The 19578-nt window shown below is 60.2% G+C and carries 9 protein-coding genes and 4 pseudogenes; 12 read left to right on the top strand and 1 reads right to left on the bottom strand.

Annotated elements, in window-relative coordinates:
* Positions 1–9: 9 nt before the first annotated feature.
* Entirely contained in the window at positions 10–10722 is a 10713-nt protein-coding gene (locus HLG70_RS07700; protein WP_213697165.1) for a hemagglutinin repeat-containing protein, read from the top strand.
* Complete coding sequence (locus tag HLG70_RS07695) at positions 10719–11222, top strand: hypothetical protein (RefSeq protein WP_171662344.1); 504 nt, start codon at positions 10719–10721, stop codon at positions 11220–11222. Before HLG70_RS07700 ends, HLG70_RS07695 begins: the two co-directional genes overlap by 4 nt.
* Positions 11223–11301: 79 nt before the next feature.
* Here HLG70_RS07695 and HLG70_RS07690 read toward each other — a convergent pair whose 3' ends face one another.
* Positions 11302–11604: a hypothetical protein gene (locus HLG70_RS07690; RefSeq protein ID WP_171662345.1), complete on the bottom strand. Its 303-nt coding sequence runs from the start codon at positions 11602–11604 to the stop codon at positions 11302–11304.
* A 29-nt stretch (positions 11605–11633) separates the two neighbouring features.
* On the opposite strand from HLG70_RS07690, the pseudogene HLG70_RS07685 reads away from it, so the two are divergent.
* The 10 genes and pseudogenes from HLG70_RS07685 to HLG70_RS29685 form a co-directional block, all read left to right on the top strand.
* Positions 11634–12703, top strand: a pseudogene (locus tag HLG70_RS07685) (IS3 family transposase); the annotation flags it as partial.
* A 786-nt stretch (positions 12704–13489) separates the two neighbouring features.
* Positions 13490–14656 (top strand): annotated as a pseudogene (locus HLG70_RS07680) (IS3 family transposase).
* An 87-nt stretch (positions 14657–14743) separates the two neighbouring features.
* Positions 14744–15022 (top strand): DUF6966 domain-containing protein, encoded by a 279-nt coding sequence (locus tag HLG70_RS29730; protein WP_434082301.1) that lies wholly within the window; start codon positions 14744–14746, stop codon positions 15020–15022.
* Positions 15023–15105: 83 nt separating this feature from the next.
* Complete coding sequence (locus tag HLG70_RS07675) at positions 15106–15525, top strand: hypothetical protein (RefSeq protein WP_171662346.1); 420 nt, start codon at positions 15106–15108, stop codon at positions 15523–15525.
* A gap of 96 nt (positions 15526–15621) precedes the next feature.
* Positions 15622–15975, top strand: coding sequence for an Imm2 family immunity protein (imm2, locus tag HLG70_RS07670; RefSeq protein WP_171662347.1), 354 nt, complete (start codon positions 15622–15624; stop codon positions 15973–15975).
* 223 nt (positions 15976–16198) lie between these two features.
* Positions 16199–16381 (top strand): annotated as a pseudogene (locus HLG70_RS29510) (IS3 family transposase); the annotation flags it as partial.
* 438 nt (positions 16382–16819) lie between these two features.
* Positions 16820–17017 (top strand): hypothetical protein, encoded by a 198-nt coding sequence (locus HLG70_RS07665; RefSeq protein WP_171662348.1) that lies wholly within the window; start codon positions 16820–16822, stop codon positions 17015–17017.
* Between the two features lie 993 nt (positions 17018–18010).
* Positions 18011–18505, top strand: a complete 495-nt coding sequence (locus HLG70_RS07660) for a hypothetical protein (protein WP_171662349.1) — start codon at positions 18011–18013, stop codon at positions 18503–18505.
* A 366-nt stretch (positions 18506–18871) separates the two neighbouring features.
* Positions 18872–19360: a pentapeptide repeat-containing protein gene (locus HLG70_RS07655; protein ID WP_171662350.1), complete on the top strand. Its 489-nt coding sequence runs from the start codon at positions 18872–18874 to the stop codon at positions 19358–19360.
* A 46-nt stretch (positions 19361–19406) separates the two neighbouring features.
* Positions 19407–19562, top strand: a pseudogene (locus tag HLG70_RS29685) (hemagglutinin repeat-containing protein); the annotation flags it as partial.
* Positions 19563–19578 lie beyond the last annotated feature (16 nt).

Raw genomic sequence — 19578 nt, 5'->3', positions numbered from 1 at the left:
CAGGTGCGCATGATGTCCAAGCTTCGTTCGTTGATTATCTGGTCCGTCGTCTTCACGCAAGTCTGGACGCCGGTGCTGGCGCAGACCTTGCCGATCTCGGTCGACAAAAGCGTGTCCGGACAGAAGCCGACGGTGGGCGTGACGAATGGCGTGCCCGTCATCAACATCGCGCCGCCCTCGGCCGGAGGCGTTTCCAACAACCGCTACACCCAGTTCAACGTGGGGCCGTCGGGGGTGGTGCTGAACAACAGCGGCGGCGCCAGCCAGACGCAGCTTGCGGGGCAGGTGGCCGGCAACGTCATGCTGGGCAATCAGCGCGCCGCCACCATCCTGAACCAGGTCACCGCGCCAAACCCGTCGCAGCTGATGGGCACGCTGGAGGTCGCCGGCAACCGGGCCAACGTCATCGTCGCCAACCCGGCGGGCATCACCTGCAATGGCTGCGGCTTCCTGAACGCCGATCGCGCCACCTTGACCACCGGGCGGCCCCAGGTGGGCCCCGACGGCAGCATCGCGCTGGACGTGGCCGCGGGCAAGATCCGCGTCGAAGGCGAAGGACTGAACGGCACGGGCGCAAGCCAGGTCGACCTGATCGCCCGCACGCTGGAAATCAACGCTGGAGTCTGGGCCGACCGGCTCAACGTGACGGCGGGCGCGGCGCGCGTGGACTACGCGACGGGTGCGGTGTCGGCCCAGGCGGGCGAAGGCCCGGCGCCCGAGGTGGCGCTGGACACCGCCGCACTGGGCGGCATGTACGCCAACAGCATCCGGCTGATCGGCACCGAGGCCGGTGTCGGCGTCAACGTGGGCGGCAACCTGGTGGCCCTGACGGGCGACCTGCAGGTCAGCGCGTCGGGCGACGTGCGCATCGCGCCCAGCGCCGCCGTGCAGGCGGCGCGCGATCTGCGCCTGGCGGCCGGGCGCGACCTGGCCGTGGACGGCGTCGCGCAGGCCGGTGGCGGCGCCGCGCTCGCGGCGGGACGCAACGCCGAGATCAAGGGCGCGGTCGGCGCCGGCGGGGCGGTGGAGGTGGACGCCGCGGGCGACGTGAACGTCGCCGCGCAAGGCGCATTGCAGGCCCAGGGCGCGCTACGCGTCGCGGCCGGGCAGGATCTGACGTTGGGCGGCTCCCTGCTGATGGGCGGTCAGGACGTGCGCGCGGAGTCTGGCCGCAATGTGCGGATCGGCGGCAATGCGTCCACGCCCGGCGCGACGCCGCCGGCCAACGGCGGCACGGGCACGGGGGGCTCGGCGGCTGGTGGAACGTCGTCGGGCGGCACAGGAGCGGGCGCCGGTGCTGGCGCAGGCGGCTCCGCCACGGACGGCGCGGCATCGGGCGCGTCTGGTGGCGCAGCGCAGGCGGGGGCCGATTCCAGCGGGCTGGTGACGGCCAGGGGCGGCATCGCCCTGACGGCCGGTCGGGATATGACGCTGCCCGGGCAGGTCACCGCCGCGGGCGCGCTGCATGCGCAGGCCGGCGCGGACCTGACCACCGGCGCAAGCGCCCAGTTGCAGTCGGGCGGACCCGCGACGATACGCGCCGGCGCGAACCTGCGCGTGGGCGGTCTGGTCGGCACGCGCGGCGATGTGTCGTTGATGGCGGGACGCGACGCCTCGGTGTCGGGCAAGGGCGCAGCCACCGGCCGCCTGGCCATGGAGGCGGGACGCGACCTGCGCCTGGAGGCGCCCTCGCAGTGGGACGCCGAAGGCGCCGCGGCCGCGAAGGCCGGCGGCGATATGGCGCTGGCCGGCGCGCTGCGCGCCAACGGCGACACCGCCCTGGCGGCCGGCGGAAAGCTGGCGATCGACGGCGCGGTCTCGGCCGCGTCCGGCGGCATGTACATCTCCGCCGGCGGCGACGTATCCGTGGGCGCTCAGGCGCAAGTGGCGGCGGCCGGCTCCGTCGGCCTGAACGCCGGCGGCGACCTGCAAAGCTTGGGCAAGGTCACGTCACTGAAAGACCTGTCGCTGCAGGCGGCGCGCAACCTGACGCTGAACGGCGAAACGCTCGCCACCGGCAATCTGCGCCTGCAGGCGGGCCAGGCCCTGACGGCGTCTTCCGCGTCGCGTGCTCAGGCCGACGGCTCGGTCATGGCCGACGCGGGCAATGCATTGCTGGCTGGCATGCTTATCGCGGGCCAATCCGCCCAAGTCAGCACGCGGGACAACCTGCGCGTGGACGGCACGCTGCTGGCCGACGCCGGCACGCTAAAGGCCCTCGGCGGCGGCGACCTGACGCTGGGCAGCGCCAGCGTGCTGCAGGCGGGACGGCAGCTTGACGCGCGGGCCGGCGGCAAGCTGGTCGCGGACGGCACGCTCTCCGGTGAGACAGACATTCTTCTGTCGGCCGGCGCCAACGCCGAACTGAACGGCAAGACGGTCGCCAACGGGATCCTGCGCGCCGAAGCGGGCGCGGACCTGACCATAGGCCAGGCGGGCCTGGCGCAGGGCAGCGGCAAGCTGTTCCTGGGCGCGGGCCAGGACCTGCGCGTGGCAGGCACGGCAGGCACCGCCGACATGGGGCAGGGCGCCGACGGCATCCTGCAGGCCCAGGCGGGCCGGGACCTGTTCGTGACCGGCATCGTCACCGCAGGCACCCCCGCCACCTTGTCCGCCACGCGCGACCTTGGCATCGACGGCACGGTGGCCGCGCTGGCAGGCAGCCTGACGGCCGACGCCGGCGGACAGTTGCGCGTGGGTGCAGCCGGCCGCATGCAGGCCGCGCAGAACCTGGCCGCCCGATCGGGCGGCGACCTGGATTCCGACGGCGTCATCGTCGCGGGCGGCGGCCTTACGCTGATGGCCACGGGCGATGCGCGCCTGGGCGGCACGGCGGCCGCGCTGGGCGAGGCCGCCGCCGGCAACCTGCTCGTGGGCGGGCGCGATGTGACCGTCAAGCAGGGCGGGCAGGTACAAGCTGCGGGTACGCTGACGGCGCAGGCCCAACGCGACCTCGTCGCCGCCGGTGCGCTGGCCTCGGTGCAGGACTTGATGCTGACCGCGGCACGCGACGCGCGCGTGGACGGTACGGCGGCCAGCGACGCGAATCTGACGCTGGCGGGCCGCAACGTGGCCGTCGGCGCCGCCGGGCTGGCGCAAGCCGCCGGCACGCTTAGCGCCACGGCGCAAGGCACGCTGCTCGCCGCGGGCAGCATGCTGGCGGGCATCACGCAAACGCTAATCGCGGGCGACGGCATGACCGTGGACGGCACCGTCGCGGCATTGCAGGGCGACCTGACGCTGGACACGCTGGGGGGCAATCTGGTCCTGGGAGCCGCGTCGAACCAGCAGGCCGGCGGCAGACTGGTCGCCACCGCGGGCGGTGCGCTGCAGGCCCTGGGATCGGCCGCTGCGGGACAAGGCATGACCTTGCGCGCGGGCACGGACGCCACGCTGGGCGGCATCGCCGCCACGCAGGCGGGCAACGTGACCGTCAACGCCAACGGCAATCTGACGACAACCTCCAACGCCCGCATCCAGGCCGCCGAAGCCATCGACCTGCAGGCAGGCGGCGCGCTGCAGAACGCGGGCATCCTGTCGGCCGCGGGCGTGGCCACCTTGCTGGCGGGCACGGCCCTCAACAACACCGGCTCGGTGCTGGCGGGCGGCGACATCAACGCCACCGCGCTCGGCGCGCTGGGCAACGCCGGCCGCTTCATCGCGGGCGTCGGCGAAGACGGCGCGCTCAGCCTGCCGGGCAGCGTCAAGCTGACCGCGGCCTTCATCACCCATCCGGGCATCAGCGCGGCCGGCAAGGACCTGACGCTTGCCGCGGGCGGTATGGACCTGTCCGGCGGCAACCTTTCCGCCATCGGCAAACTCGCGCTCACCTCGCCCGGCGACATCGCCACGCGCAACTCCATCCTGCACGGCGGCACGCTCGACATCGCCGCCGCCACCCTGCGCAACCAGGGCGGCAAGCTGACGTCCGCCGGCGACGCCGTGCTGAAACTGGGCGGCGAACTGGACAACTCCACCGGCCTGATCGCCGCCGCTGGCGGCGTGCGGATCGAAGCGTCGCGGGTCGGCAATGCCGGCGGTACGCTGGCGGGCGGTGACCTGACCCTTGCCACGCCTGGGACCATAGACAACCGGGGCGGCCTGATCCAGGCCGACGAAACCCTGACCCTGAACGCCGCCAGCCTGGACAACAGCGCCACGCTGACCGCCGCTTCCGCTCCGCCCAAAGGCGTGCTGGGCAAGCTGGTCTCCATCGTCGCCGACCGCGTCAACAACCAGGGCGGCTCCATCAGCGCCGGCCAGGACCTCACGATCACCACGGGGGAACTGGACAACGCCGGCGGCGAAGTCGCCGCACAGCGCTACGCGACGGTCGAGGCCGCGCTCCTGAAGAACAACCAGGGCAAGGTGATGGCGGGCGAACGTCTCGCCGTCATGCTCCAGGCCCTGCAAGGCCTGGGCACCCTGCAATCCGCGCAGGACCTGTCCTTCACCTACACCGGCTCGCTCAACCAGACCGGCGACATCGCCGCCGGCCGGGACCTGAGCATGTCCGTTGGCGGAGCCATGGACAACAGCGCCACCGTCAGCGCCGGCCGCGACCTGACCGTCACGGCCGCCTCGCTCAACAACCAGGCCAGCGGCGAACTGCTGGCCGGGCGCAACAACACCATCAACGTCACCCACGGCCTGACCAACTCGGGCCTCATCGACGGCGGCTCGACCAACATCACCGCTGGCCACGTCGACAACTTCGGCCGCATCTACGGCAACACCATATCAATTCGCGCGGGGGAGCTCGTCAACGGCGCGGGCCCGGGCGGCGGCGCCGTCATCGCTTCGCGCGGCGACCTGGACCTGGGAGTCGGATCGCTGGTGAACCGCGACCACGCGCTGATCTACGCAGGCGCCGACCTGCGCATCGGTGGCGCGCTGGACGCCAACCGCAAGGCCATCGGCCAGGCAGGGTCGCTGTTGAACGCATCGGCCACCATCGAGGCGGCCGGAAACGCGGCGATCTCGGCCGCGTCGCTGCAGAACATCAACACCAACTTCGTCAGCCAGACGCTGCCGGTGCTGACGGTCCCCAAGCTGTACGTGACCCCGGCGGGCACGACGGACATGTACGACATGGAGAGCAACTGGTTCTGCGTGAACGATCGTCCCCGGTGCGAACACAGCAACCTTCTGGAGAATGACGCGCATCACGGTTTCCTGCTGCCGTCGCAAAAGTACCCCGCCGAGCGCTATGGTCCGCCATTTGACTATGCGCCCTGGTACACGGGTATTACGGGCGACAAAGGACCGATCGCCCGCGTCGATATGCCCAGAAGAACAGTCTGTTCTTATCAGGAGGATGGCAAGGTCTGCGCGCCGGAAACACGGCCCGGAGACGATATGCCTATTCCTCCGAAGGTGCACGGCTATGGCACGGATGCGCGGATTTGGGCGGTCTTCGGGGTGACGCCTCCTGCAGGGCCTGAGCCGCAGCTGGAGCAGGGGCCGGTATGCCGCCTGAATGACGGGGCTTGCTATGCGGCTGAGGATGCTCGCCGTCAGGCCTACGAACAGGCCTATTACGCCTACCTGGCGCGTTTCGAGGAACTGGATGCGCGCATCCGCGCGTTCAATGAAGACTTCGAAGACCGTATGGTGTACACCGTCACGATCTACGAGGTCCAGGAAACCGTCACCGAAACCCGCACCCTTTCTTCCGACCCTGGCAAGATCGTGTCGGGCGGCTCGATGACGCTGGTCGGCACCGTCACCAACGACAAGAGCCAGATCGCTGCAGGCGGAGCGCTGTCGGTAAGCGGTCCGGCCATCAACAACATCGGGGCCGGCGGCGAGCGCACTGTCACGCGGGTGGGCACGGCCACAGTGTCTCAACCAAGCGGCAGAGACCGCAAGGAATACTCCAGCGACTACCAGCAAACCCTGGCCGCGGAATCCATCGAACTGCCCGTCGGCACCTCCGGCGGCTACGTCCCGGTCTCGCTCAGCGGCGGCTCGCCCGGCGCCAGCGGCGCCACCGCGCCCGGCCCGGTGCTTATCGCCAGCATCGGCCTGCCCGGCGGCAGCGTCGTGCGCAGTGTCTCCAACCCGGCCACCATCCCGGACAGCCAGCTCTTCGCCGTCAACGGCCGGCCCGACGCGCCTTACGTGGTCGCCACCGACCCGCGCTTCGTCGGCAACCGCCCGACCGTATCCAGCGACTACCTGTTCGACCTGCTGCAGCAGCCGGGCGCGCCCGTCGGCAACAGCGGCGCCTCCGGATCCGTCAACGCCGGCCTGGGCAGCCGTCCCGGCGGCCTGAACGCCCTGATCCCCGCCGGCGCGAAATTCCTCACCCCGTCCGGCCAGCCCCGTCGCCTGGGCGACGGCTTCTATGAACAGAAACTGGTCGCCGACCAGATCCTGGCCACCACCGGCCAGCGCTTCCTGGAAGGCTTCGGCGACAACGACAGCCAGTACAAGCAACTGCTCGCCAACGGCGCCCAGTTCGCGGTGGACAACGGCATCAAGCTCGGCGCGGCGCTCACCGAAGCGCAGCAGCGCCAGCTCACCACCGACCTCGTCTGGCTGGTCGAACAAACCGTCACGCTGCCCGACGGCACCACCGAGACCGTGCTGGTCCCGCAGGTATACCTGCTGGTGCGCGAAGGCGACCTGAAGGGCGATGGCACCCTCATGGCCGGCCGCGACGTCAAGCTTGCGGCCGACGGTGACATCAACAACAGCGGCACCATCGGCGCGCGCGACGCTACCGTCATGACCGCCGCCAACATCGTCAACCAGGCCGGCGGCCTGATCCAGGGCTCTGTCGTCGACCTGGCCGCGCGCGAAGACCTGATCAACCTGGTCTCGCTGATCAAGGGCGACAACGTCGCCCTGTCGGCGGGCCGCGACATCGCGTTGACGTCCATGTCCGCTTCGGAGAACCACGGCGCGACCTGGGGTTCATACGTCTCCGGCGTATCGCGCGTGGACGCCGGCAACCTCAGCATGCAGGCCGGCCGCGACCTGACCCTGACGGCGGCGCAAGTCACAGCCAAGGACGACGTGCGCCTGCAGGCGGGCCGGGACATCACGCTGGGCACGCTTGAGGAAAGCCATGGCGAATCGCTGGTGAGGAACAAGAAAAATCGGCATGACCTGAGCACCAGCACAGAGGTCGGGTCGACCATCGCCGCGGGCGGCAACGTCACGCTGATTGCGGGTCAGGATTTCAATGCGCGTGCTGCTGATGTCTCCGCCGGTCAGCAGCTCGCCGTGGGCGCAGGCCGTGATATCAACCTGACCGCCGGCGTGCAGACCGGCTCGGCCTACGACGAATCCCACTTCAAGACCAGTGGGTTCTTGTCGTCGAAGACCACGCACACCAAAACGGCCCTGGACTGGGAACAGTCCCTGGCCACCACCTTCACCGGCGACACGGCTGTGCTGATGGCCGGACGCGACCTGACCGTGGCGGGCTCGAACGTCGGCGCGCAAAAAGACCTGGTACTGTCGGCCGAGCGCGACGTCAACATCCTGGCCGGCCAGAACGCCGAGGACAGCTACGACTACAAAATGGTCAAGAAGTCCGGCTTTGGCGCCATGGGCGGTTTCAGCTATGGCTCCAGCCAACAGACGGACTCGCTGGACAGCAAGAAGGTCTTCCACAACGCCAGCACCGTCGGCAGCGTGGATGGCGACGTGCTCATCAACGCCGGCGGCGCCCTGAACATCACGGGCAGCAACGTCATCGCGCGGCAGGGCGACATCACGCTGATCGGCAGGGAAGTGAACATCGGCGCGGCGCTGGACACGACGCAAGAGAAGGAATTTCACGAGATCAAGCAGACGGGGTTGACCCTTACTGCGAGCAACCCGGTGGTCAGCGCTGTGCAGACCGGATCACGGATGGCTGACGCCGCGGGCAAGACGGATAGTGCAGTCATGAAGGGCTTGGCTGGCGCAACGACTGCTCTGGCGGCCGTCAACGCCTATGACGCCGTTCTGGCTGCGGGGGCTGTCAAAGACGCTACCGCGCTCCAAAAGGCCGGCGGCGTGAGCATCAAGCTCAGCCTGGGCACCAGCAAGAGCAGCAGCACGACCGACCGCAATTCGTCCAGCGCCTTCGGCTCGACCGTCGCCGCGGGCAACGATCTGACCATCGTCGCGCAAGGCGCGGGCAAGGACTCGGACATCACCGTCACGGGCTCGAACCTGTCGGCGGGCAACAACGTGGTGCTCAAGGCCGAAGGCGACATCCTGCTGCAAGCGGCCCGCAACGCCTTCGAGCAAAAGACCGACAGCAAGAGCAGCAGCGCAAGCATCGGCATTGGCTATTCCACTGGAGGCCAGCAGAACGGCTGGACGCTGGAACTGGGCGCCTCGGTCGGACGCGGCAACGCCAACGGGAAGGACGAAAGCTGGACCAACACCCACGTCACCGCCGGCAACATACTGGCGATCCAGTCAGGCGGCGACACCACGCTCAAGGGCGCGACAGGCAAGGCCGAGCAGATCATCGCGTCGGTAGGCGGCAACCTGCTGCTGGAGAGCTTGCAGGACAGCAGCAAGTACGACTCCAAGAACAAGAGCGCGGGCTTTGGGCTGGTCTTGTGCATTCCGCCGTATTGCGCGGGTTCGAGCAGCGTCTCGGCCAACGCCAGCACCGGCAAGATGAACAGCGACTTCAAGTCCGTCACGGAGCAGACGGGCCTGTGGGCGGGCGACGGCGGCTTCCTGATCGACGTCAAGAACAACACCACGCTGATCGGCAGCGTCATCGCCAGCAGCGACAAGGCGGTGGCTGATGGGCTGAACAAACTGACTACAGGAACGCTGATCACCGAGGACATCAAGAACACCGCCAAGTACAGCGGTAGCCAGGTGTCGGTGGGCGGAGGTTTTGGGTTTGGCGGTGGCAAGGCGGGCGACTCGGGCCTGGGCACCACCAAGGACGGGCAGGTGGCCGGTGGCGCGACCAAGGATGCGGGTTCGTCGATATCGACGGGCAGCGGCGGATTTGGGATGGGAACGCCGGTCGTGGTCGCGGCCAGCGGCAACGCCAGCTCGGTCACGCAAAGCGGCATCAGCGGCGGGACGATCGTCATTCGTGACGAGGCAGGGCAGCTGGCGCTGACTGGTAAGACTGCCGCGGAAACGATTGCGTCGTTGAACCGGGATACGTCGGACACGTTGAATGCGCTGAAGCCGATCTTTGACAAGGAAAAGATCGAGGCGGGGTTTGAGATTGCGTCGGAAGCCAGCCGGCAGATGGGGCAGTTTTTGACGAATCGGGCGAAGGAGGCGGACGCGCTAAAGGCGCGCTCGGAAGACAGTTCACTGTCCGAAGCCGAACGTCTTGAAGCGAAAAAGGAGTTTTACAAGCTGGATAGCACATGGGGCCCGGGCGGGACTTATCGCCTCTGGAGCACTGCTATTCTTGGAGCCGCCGCTGGGAATGTCACAGGCGGAACCGAGCAGTTCGTACAAGCCGCCGCGGTTAACTATCTCCAAGGTTTGGGAGCCGCGCAGATTAAGGCGCTAGGGCAGCAGCTTGGGGGAGAGGGCTCTATTGGCCATACGGCTCTGCACGCTGTTTTAGGCTGCGCAGGGGCCGCGGCGCAAGGCGCATCGTGTGGCGCAGGTGGTGCAGGCGCGCTTTCGAGTGTCGTGCTGAACAAGCTGCTCGATAGCCTGAAGGATGACCAGAATAAGGAACTATCGCCGTCAGACCGACAGGCCCGTCTTGACTTGGTCAGCAGTATCGTCGCCGGTATCGCAGCAGCGGTCGATCCTTCCGCGGCACTGCCCGCACAACTCGCTGCGCAAATAGAAGGTGAGAACAACTACCTCAGCTCGGCGCAGGGCAAGCAGAAAGCTCAGGAGATTCTGGACTGCAACTCCTTTGTCTGCACGGTCATGGTGGAAGTCAAATGGGAGGCAATTCACCATGGGCAGGACGTCAGTTACTACACAGGCGTGGTGGCGGCGCTCCCGGCAAGTTTGTACGAGCTTGCGAAGGGTCTGGTGACGATTGGCGCGAGCCCGCTGGAAACCTATGCCGCGTTGAAGGAGCTATTCAGCAGTGATGATGTGCTCGGCAAAATTGCCGAGGCGGAGAAGCAGTCATATATAGAACGCATTACTCGAATGCAAGAGGAATACCAACGGGCAGGTGCCGGTGGGGCGTTCAATGCGGGGTTGGAAGGTGGCAAGTTGCTCCTTGAAGTTGCCGCCCTTGTATCGGTGGTAGCGGGAGTGGCCAGAAGTGGGGCGATAATTACCGAGAAGATCGGGGCGAAGGTTGCGAGTAGGGGAGGGGCTGGAGCGGCGGGTGCTGCAAAAGGCGCAGGCGGGGTGGTGGATGATGTTGCTGTTGTCCGGCCAACGCCCAAACAGTCCGAGATAGATGTTGGAACTGACCTTGGCCAAGGGGCTCGACCGCAAGTCAGTTACAAGAACGGGCAAGAAGTACCTTACGGCACACCGGGCAGTGTTCGCCCCGACTGGTGTATTGGTAGCGTGTGCAGTGTTGAGGTAAAGAACTACAATATTGCGACAAATGAGCAGGGTTTAATTAGTAATGTTTCAAAGCAGGCACTGCAGCGTGCGGAGAATTTACCGCAAGGTATGCAACAGCAAGTGGTTATTGATATTCGTGGTCAAGTTGTAACGGATGCACAAAAAAACGCAGTGATTAAAGGTATTGTGCAGAAATCAAACGGCGCGCTCGGGCCGACTGACATAAGGTTTAAAGCTGAATGAGGAAGATAGGGTTTGATGGGGGGCATACGGTATACGAGTTGGGGCCCGTATCGGATGTCGTATTGTTTTTCGAATGCCTCAATGTTTTTGTGGTGAATACGTGTTTAGATCAGGATTGGAGTTTATTATCGGATCGGCTTTATAGGCGTTATTTGCGGCAAGGCGAACTAGAAAAATCTTCCATTTTGATGGAAAAAGCCAAGAGCATATTTTTCACGCTGCCTAGCTCCTCCATTGAGTGGGATGAGGATATGCAGGCTGATCGTGATAGAACATGGCTGGACTCTAGGGGCGATACCTTGGGGACTGTTTTTTTTAGGTATTTTGATTTGTTCTCAAAGGCGAAAAATTCGACTGTGTCATTTCTGGATGAATTTGGAATTTATCAGCCCGTCAGGATTTTAGCTTCTGACATGCCTGCTTTAATGGTCGAGAAGAAGAGGCCACTAAATGAATACGATGCACTTGGGTTAGATGATTTACCTTTTTGGCTTCGGTGAGCAGACTATTTATTTAAGGCAATACCTTCTCCACACCGGCTTCGCGCCGGTGTTGTTTTATCTGCTTTAGCCTTTCCTCTTAGCTGCTCGCTTGGTTGTTGCTGCTGGTTCCCATAATTCGCGATACTTGGTGCTTGAGAGCCATCCCATCAAGCAATGCCTTGATAACCGACTTTTCGGCTTCGGGCATATGGCTGATGGCCTCGAAACGCAGGCGTAAATCGTCGAATGGTTCCCGTTCCCCTTCTGCAAACACCAAATCATCCAGACTGACGTGCAACGCCAGAGCAAGGGCGACAACGTCGTGCTGTCGGCGGGCCGGGACATCGCGCTGACCTAATCGCGTAAGCTCCCCCTTCAGATAGACACCAACCGGTAGCATTTCGGAGCCTCCGTGAGTTGGAGATTCCCTTGAAGAAAAGCAGATTTACCGAGAGCCAGATCGTTGCTGTGCTGAAGGAAGGCGAAGCCGGCATGCCGGTCGCCGAGCTGTGCCGCAAACATGGCATCAGCAACGCCACGTATTACCTTTGGAAGAGCAAGTTCTCCGGCGTTCAAGTTTCCGAGTTGCAGCGGCTGCGCGAACTGGAAGCTGAAAACGCCAAGCTCAAACGCATGTTTGCCGACTTGGCGCTGGAGAATGCAGCGATCAAGGATGTCTTGAATCGAAAATCCTGACGCCGTCGGCCAGGCGCGAAGTGGTGGAACAGCTGGTGCAAGCCAAGCTCTCAATCACGCGCGCTTGTCAGATTGCCGGCCTATCGCGGGCAGCGTAGTACAAGAAGCCAATGCCGGCATCTGAGCGGGATGCCCAAGTCATTGATGCTCTCAATGCCATTGTGACCCGGCACGGGCGTTGGGGATTCTGGAAGTGTTTCACCCGGCTGCGCCTCGACGGTCGCGGCTGGAACAAAAAGCGCGTTCATCGGGTGTACTGCGACATGGGTCTGAATTTGCCTCGGCGCTGCAAAAAGCGGCTACCCGACCGACCGCGACAGCCGCTGGATCTGGCTACAGAGCCTAATCGTTGCTGGGCGCTCGACTTCATGCATGACGCGCTCTACTGCGGCCGACGGTTTCGTACTCTGAACGTGATCGACGAGGCGAACCGGGAGTGCTTGGCCATCGAGGTAGGCGTGTCCATCCCGTCTGCACGCCTCATTCGGGTATTGAGCCGTTTGATCGACTGCTATGGGCCGCCTGACGCCATACGCCTGGATAACGGTCCGGAGATGATCTCAGAGGCCTTCACCTAATGGGCTGGCGCAAAAGGCATCGCGATCCGCTATATCCAGCCGGGCAAGCCAAATCAGAACGCTTACATTGAGCGCTTCAATCGAACTTATCGAACCGAGGTGCTCGACGCGCACCTGTTCGCCAACCTTGAGCAGGTCCAAGCGATTACCGATCAATGGCTGGTCGATTACAACCAGTACCGCCCGCACGAATCGCTGGGTGGCCTCCCGCCGGTGCAATTCATGCCTCGGCTAACCCTTGCTCCGGTCGTCTATCAGCCGATGTCTACTCGACAGGGAGGGGTGCTTACGTGGTCAGGAGCGGCTCTATGGAGACGATGGAAGACCCAACGTTGACATAGATGCTGACCATAACCATGATCATGGTCAAGGAAATCCCCATGCGCACAATTGGGATAGGGATGGCAAAGGAAGTCCAGTAAGGGGACCGGGAAATCCGGTTTCAAAGTGGCCAAGGTAATGCAGTGTGAGACGCGGAGATTTAATAAATGAATGGGCTTGAATTGCAGTACTCAGATTTTCACGATGCTGAGCTTGTTGGAATTGAACATGTTTCATTCGAAAGAAAGGTAGTGCTTACTTTCAAACGGGTTGTTGGAGATAGAGCTCGTATAGTTCTGGAAGGAGTTGAGTCCATCCGTGTTTGTGACTATATTTTTCAAAATATAACATCTAGATTATTCGACTCCGTGCAGGAGGGTTTCTTTCATACCAATTTATTGGATGGTCACGTGGAATGGCTATATACGCTATCGGACGGAACTTGTAGGGTAAACGATCTAACCCTGACTGAAGCGAAGACCAATGTTAGGGACGGGAAAATTCGGTTGTTTGTATTAGAGCCATCTTGGGGGGCTGAGTTGGTGTGTTTGTGCGCGTCGATAAGACCGGAATATAAACTCGAAAACCAGAGTTGATAACAACAACTTAAGAGGACTGACCCTAACTGAATCGCCCCGGGGTTTCCTAGACACCTAGTTGCCTCACAATTGAGGCGATATGGAGGTGTGTATGGAAGGCAAGACATCGCGGCAGCGATTCTCAGGAGAGTTCAAGGTACAGGCGGTAAAGCAAGTCACTGAAGGGGGACACAAGGTCGGCGATGTTGCGACACGATTAGGCGTGAGTCCCCACAGCCTTTATGCATGGCTCAAGCGCTATTCGGGCAGTCCTGAGCAGCGGACGCATCAAGATAGCCAGAGCGCAGAGGTCCGTCGGCTTAAGGCTGAGCTCAAGCGGGTGAGCGAGGAGCGCGACATCCTAAAAAAGGCCGCCGCGTACTTTGCCAAGCAGTCCGGATGAAGTACGCGTTTATCAAGGCCCATGAGGAGCAATACGCTGTGCGTCGCCTATGCGCAGTTTTGGGGGTACATCCCAGCGGCTATTACGCTTGGAAGGTGCAGCCTGTGAGTGCGCGCGGGGTACAGGATAAGCGCGTCGGCGCGCTCATCGAGCAGTGCTGGGAAGACAGTGGCCGGATCTACGGTTACCGCAAGATCAGCAGTGACCTGAACGAACGATATGGGAGAGCTGTGTGGCAAGCACCGCGTGGCCCGCTTGATGCGCCAAGCTGGCTTGCGATCACACACAGGATACGGCCGTCGTCCAGGAGGCCGAGGTACTCGTCCCAGCGTTGTTGCCCCGAATCATCTACAACGCCAATTCCGGGTCGATGCCCCCAACCAGGTCTGGGTGACCGACATCACCTACATCCGAACGCACGAAGGTTGGCTCTATCTTGCCGCCGTATTGGATCTGTTCTCGCGGCAGATCGTGGGCTGGTCCATGAGCGATCGGATGACCCGAGAACTTGCCATCAACGCATTGCTGGCTGCGGTCTGGCGTCGTAAACCAGAGGCCGAAGTACTCGTGCATTCAGACCAAGGGAGTCAGTTCAGCAGTCATGACTGGCAAGACTTCCTGAAAGCCCATCGGTTGCGCCCCAGCATGAGCAGACGAGGAAACTGCTATGACAACGCCGTTGCTGAGAGCTTCTTTCAGTGGCTCAAGCGTGAAAGGATCCGACGCAAGATCTATTCCACTCGCGACCAGGCACGCGCCGATGTGTTTGACTATATCGAGTTGTTCTACAACCCACGACGGCGCCACAGCTATATCGGCCAGGTTTCTCCGGTAGAGTTCGAACGGCGCTACTTTTTGATGAACGGGACTGTCTAAGAAACCCGGGGCGATTCAGCAACAAATTGTGGTTCAGAAGCCCTGGTTGATTGATGGGGTTCAAGTAATAGGCTCGAGTCCATTGAAATGATAAAAAACAGTGATATTGATGCAGTGCTGAAGAGAATGATTGAGCTGCTGAGTTTGGGGGCGTTTGATGACTGGGCAGTGATGCTCGAGAAAATCAAGGTGGAGTTTGATATGGATCAAAAGTATATGGCGTCTAGATTATTGTCGCTGTATGGGGGAATGGGGTCTCTGAATGATGTTGTTCTTTATAATAGTCACCAGCCACTAGTCGCGGAAAACAATGAGTTCGATGGGCTAAGGACTCGGCTTTATGAACTTTGTAAAAAGCTAGTGTAATGGTGGAACGGTGGGGCTGGTGGCTCCGGTGCCGAAAAATGCGGGACGGACAAAGATGGGGAGATATTAAGGAGTAATTGATATTGAAAATTATTGAAAATTGTTGGGATTTAATTGAGACCTATAATTGCCAGTATGGGGCTCATGTGTTTGATGGTGTGAATGCAAAAATATACGTCAATCATTGGCTGGATGTCGATGGGGTCTTGGTTAATGAGTTCTCAAGAAAAAATGATGCAGGGTTTGTCGGGCACTGTCTGCTTGTATTTTGCGGGGTGAGGAGCTTTATTTTTGAGGTTTCTATGAATGTTAACGAGGGCGATAAGATAGTCTGGAAGGATCCTATTAGATTTAATTATTCAGGTCGTACTGAAGGTGAGATTTGTGAGTATTCGTTTGAGGGTAGCCTTCATGGATTTTCAAGCTCGGTAACGATACGAATTGAAGCTAAGAGTTTTGAACTTCATATTCTTGAAAGAGATGAGCCAGCCAAAGAAGGTTAGGACCCGTCAACGCCGGCCTGGGCAGCCGCCCCGGCGGCCTGAACGCCCTGATCCCCGCCGGCGGAGTTATGCTCCGGCCCCGAGGGAGACACCGTGATGGAAGAACGCGTTACTTATGGTGAGATCCGGGCCTGGTTTCTGGGTAGTTATTACAACTATTGCAGGGTTAAGCTTAGCCATCAGAGTCCATGGGGGGAGGGCGAAGGCGAAGCTGGCTATGCCTACAGCGAGCTTGAAAATTCTTTTGAGACGCCGATTGAAAAGCTAATGCTGGAGGTTTTAGCACTTGTGTTTTCAGCAGGTAGATCTTCGGAAGAGGCCAAGAAGTATCATCTGGATATTATCTCTGGATTACTTAGGGAGATTGATATTCCCGCCGTTTTGGGAAGTTTGCCTTCTGATGAGGCAGCAGAGCTAGTAGCTGATCTAAAAATCTTAGGGTTTCATTAGTTTCGAAAATAAGAATAGTTCCGACGGTGTCGGGGCTATTTTTTTGGTGCAAAAGTGACCGGCGAATTGGCTAATGCTGCGCCGCGTACTCCACTAGCAGGTCCTACTGAAACTGGAAAGCTCTTGTTGATGCTGAGAAGCAGATTCAACTGAAGGTAGGTGCTAACCAACGCGTAGATCACTTAATCAACGAAACTCTATCAGGTCGGAAAAATTTCACGAGCTCTATGACGCTCTCTACGGCGGCCGACGGTTTCGAACTCTGAACGTGATCGACGAGGCGAACCGGGAGTGCTTGGCCATCGAGGTGGGCGTGTCCATCCGTTCGGCACGCCTGATTCGGGTCTTGAGCCGATTGGTCGACTGCTATGGGCCGCCCCTGGATAACGGTCCGGAGATAATCTCAGGGGCCTTTACCGAATGGGCGGACGCAAAACAACCAGTACCCCCCCCCCGGGTGGCATCCCGCCGGTGCAATTCATGCCTCGGTTAACCCTCGCTCCGATCGTCTATCAGACAGCGTCTACTTGACAGGGGTGCTTACGGACGCGCTAGGTGCGAACGTAAAGCTGCGCAGCGGTATGCTGGTGAACTTGTATATGCCTGACCTAGATGAACGCGGGAACGTTGATAATTTGGTAGCGACCGGCGTGGTCATGAAGAATGCTGAAGCAGGATGGAGCGCGCACGTAAAATGGTGCTGTCGAATTGACGATGCCGGAATTCGACCTGAATCAGAGATCGTTGAAGAATGACGTGGATGGGCTCTCAGGAATAATAAAAAAATAGATTTGGTACTGTATTTTCAGGGAGGCCGGTGTCGAGAAATTTATTCTGAAATCTGATGTTGTTGATGAAAGAGGATGCCGCTGCCATCGGCGTCATGTATGCCGTTTCAGTTGGTGAGCTCAGCGGATATGCGGGCTATCAACAATGGGCCGTCGGGCGGGACAACGACGACTTCGCCGCTGCCAGAGGAGCCGGGGCCGGGGTTGATATTTCAATACGGGGAAGGAGTTGCAAACGGTATAAAAATTGTTGAACAGCATGGGAGCATCTACGAATTCAGCGTACCCGGGAAAAATGGGAATGTCTCGGTAATCTCCGAGATGACGCAAATCGGAAATAAACTAGTATTGAATGGGTTGCACATCCAGGGGGCAGGTTCGGGACGAGCAGTCTTGGTGAACTACGTAGTGTCGCTCGCGCGCTAGGTGAAAAGTATGGGGGTGAGGAAGTGGTCATTCATGGCGGTGACGGGACGTCGGGAGATAATATTGGTAAAAGCCCTCGGCCTATAACGATCAAGGTAAATAAATGACTATCGTATGCATCCTTGGCTGGAATCCTGGATTCAATAAGGTTGAATTCAACTGGCTCCTCAGGGACAGTTCAGGTTTGTCTTTGAGTGAGCGAAAAAAAAAAGGTCGACCTGATTTTGAAGGGGGAGCCAGTTTACGTAGATGTTGTACCCGACTTGCTTGGTACGTTTCTCGAAAGAGCTTTGATTTTGGGTGCGATTTGTCAGGTTAAAGATGGGTAGACGGGCGTTGATCCGTTCAAAGCGTCGACCGGCTGTTTGAGAGTGAGCTGCCGGCTGGCCTGGAAGTCCTCGCTCGCGACTACGACTGCCGGTTTGCCGCCCGCGAATGCGCCCTTGAGCCAACCCCGTCGCCTTGGCGACGGCTTCGATGAACAGAAGCTCGTCGTCGATCGGATCCTGGCCGCCAACGGCTAGCGCCTCCTGGAGGGCTTTGGCGACAACGACAGCCAGTAATGGAGCTGCTCGCCAACGAGGCCCAGTTCGCGGTTGACAACGGCATCAAGCTCGGTGCGGCGCTCACCGAAGTGCAGTAGCGCCAGGACGCTACCGACCTCGTCTGGCTGGTCGAGCAGACCGTCACGCTGGCTGTCAGCACGTCAGCATGCAGGTCACCCGCCACCTGACCCTGGCAGCGGTGCCCCGGTCATCGCCTGGGACCAAGCAATCATGTCGATGAAATCACCTATAGTTTGCAGTTGGATCAAGGCGTCCGTGACGCATGTCAAACGGGCAGTTGGCGAACAAGGGTTTACGAACTTGGGCAAAAAAATGAGTTTCAGCATTCGCCTTGAAGGTAAGGTTTTGAGAGAGTTTGACGAGTGGGTGTTGCCTGGAGAGGTGGAAATTGATGGATACACCGAGACCTTTTTGGCTCCGGCTGAATTTTGGTCAAGGGAAGATTATTTAAAAAGTTGGAAACGGTCGTTGGCTCAGGGGCTTCAAGGTGGCGGACGTGCGGTATTGTTGACTTCCATGCGCGATCCAGGTGTATGTAATTTTCTATTCTATTGGGTGATTTTTTTGGAGGGAGATTTTGCATATATTCAAAATGGGGTTTTTTTTCGGGAGGAGCTTCCTGGCCCTTTCGATCCGAATGGAATAAATGGTTTTGTTTCAGATAGGCAGGAGATTAATGAGGACGGCGTGGCCATTTCTCAATGGAAGGTTGATCTGTCTTCCGTGATTGATTTTTATAATAGTCTTTAGTGGGAGGGTAAGATTAATGTGCGTAATGGGATGATTCGGACGGCGTTTCCACTCCAATTCGAAAGAGGAATGGTTATATTGCTGGATGTTCTTTTGGCAGGTATTAATGGCTATGCTGAGTTGTCAATGGCAGACTTTATCTTTGAATGTGGTTTGAATTTTTCGAATCCGTAGATAAATAGCCCCGGCAAGAACCAACTGAGCCGCCATAATGCGTAGCTGAGACTGCTACTACCGGTGCTGGACGTGTAGTCAGACTATATTTTCGTGTGTATTTTTCCGATAAGTCCGCTGCGCGAAAGTGCGGCGGACGGTGTGTTTGCCTGCGCTTTAGCGAAAAATTTATTATTCGGGTTGGGGAAATTGATGATCGTCCTTTCATGTCAAGCCGGTGAGCCTTTGTGGCTGGAATTGAATAGCTTGGTTGGCGCGAGTTTTGAGGGAATGAACTTGCATCGGATTATTTTCGATGGAAGGATTTTGCATGAATGCAATTTTTCCAATTCCTCGTTAAGAAACGCCGGATTTATTGGTGCCGACCTTTCTAATGCGAAGCTGCAAGGCGCTTTACTAATGAATGCTTACTTTATGCTTGCCATGCTGAAAGACTGCAATTTTGAAGACGCAGTGTTGGTGGGTGCTGATTTCACGTGCGCAGATCTGACCGGCGCAAACCTATCAAATTCAGACGTTCGCTTTTGCAGTTTTAAGGGCGCCACGTTAAAGGGGGCTGATCTTGGAGTCATCAATGCGGAGAGTGCGGATTGGTCTGGTGCTATTTATGATGTAAGGACGGTATGGCCTACGGGGTTTGATCCAGCAGGGGCCGAGCTAGTAAGAGACGCGGAACGATAAAACAGAAGAACTAGGATACCGTCTGGGTAGTTAGCGCTCGAGCGTAATCGGGGCGATATGTCGGACGCGGCAACGCCAACGGCCGCGATGGACCAACACCCACGTCACCGCCGGCAACATACTGGCGATCCAGTCAGGCGGCGACACCACGCTCAAGGGCGCGACAGGCAAGGCCGAGCAGATCATCGCGTCGGTCGGCGGCAACCTGCTGCTGGAGA

Origin of the sequence: Achromobacter deleyi (genome assembly GCF_013116765.2) — a bacterium.
Taxonomy (GTDB): Bacteria; Pseudomonadota; Gammaproteobacteria; order Burkholderiales; family Burkholderiaceae_B; genus Achromobacter; species Achromobacter deleyi_A.
Note: the sequence above shows the minus strand (reverse complement) of the source record. Positions and strands in the feature narration are given on the sequence as shown.

Coding starts and splice junctions, on each gene's coding strand:
- HLG70_RS29730 (WP_434082301.1), top strand. CDS start 14,744: ATGATAAAAAACAGTGATATTGATGCAGTGCTGAAGAGAATGATTGAG.
- HLG70_RS07695 (WP_171662344.1), top strand. CDS start 10,719: ATGAGGAAGATAGGGTTTGATGGGGGGCATACGGTATACGAGTTGGGG.
- HLG70_RS07655 (WP_171662350.1), top strand. CDS start 18,872: ATGATCGTCCTTTCATGTCAAGCCGGTGAGCCTTTGTGGCTGGAATTG.
- HLG70_RS07690 (WP_171662345.1), bottom strand. CDS start 11,604: ATGCTACCGGTTGGTGTCTATCTGAAGGGGGAGCTTACGCGATTAGGT.
- HLG70_RS07700 (WP_213697165.1), top strand. CDS start 10: ATGATGTCCAAGCTTCGTTCGTTGATTATCTGGTCCGTCGTCTTCACG.
- imm2 (WP_171662347.1), top strand. CDS start 15,622: ATGGAAGAACGCGTTACTTATGGTGAGATCCGGGCCTGGTTTCTGGGT.
- HLG70_RS07665 (WP_171662348.1), top strand. CDS start 16,820: ATGTTGTTGATGAAAGAGGATGCCGCTGCCATCGGCGTCATGTATGCC.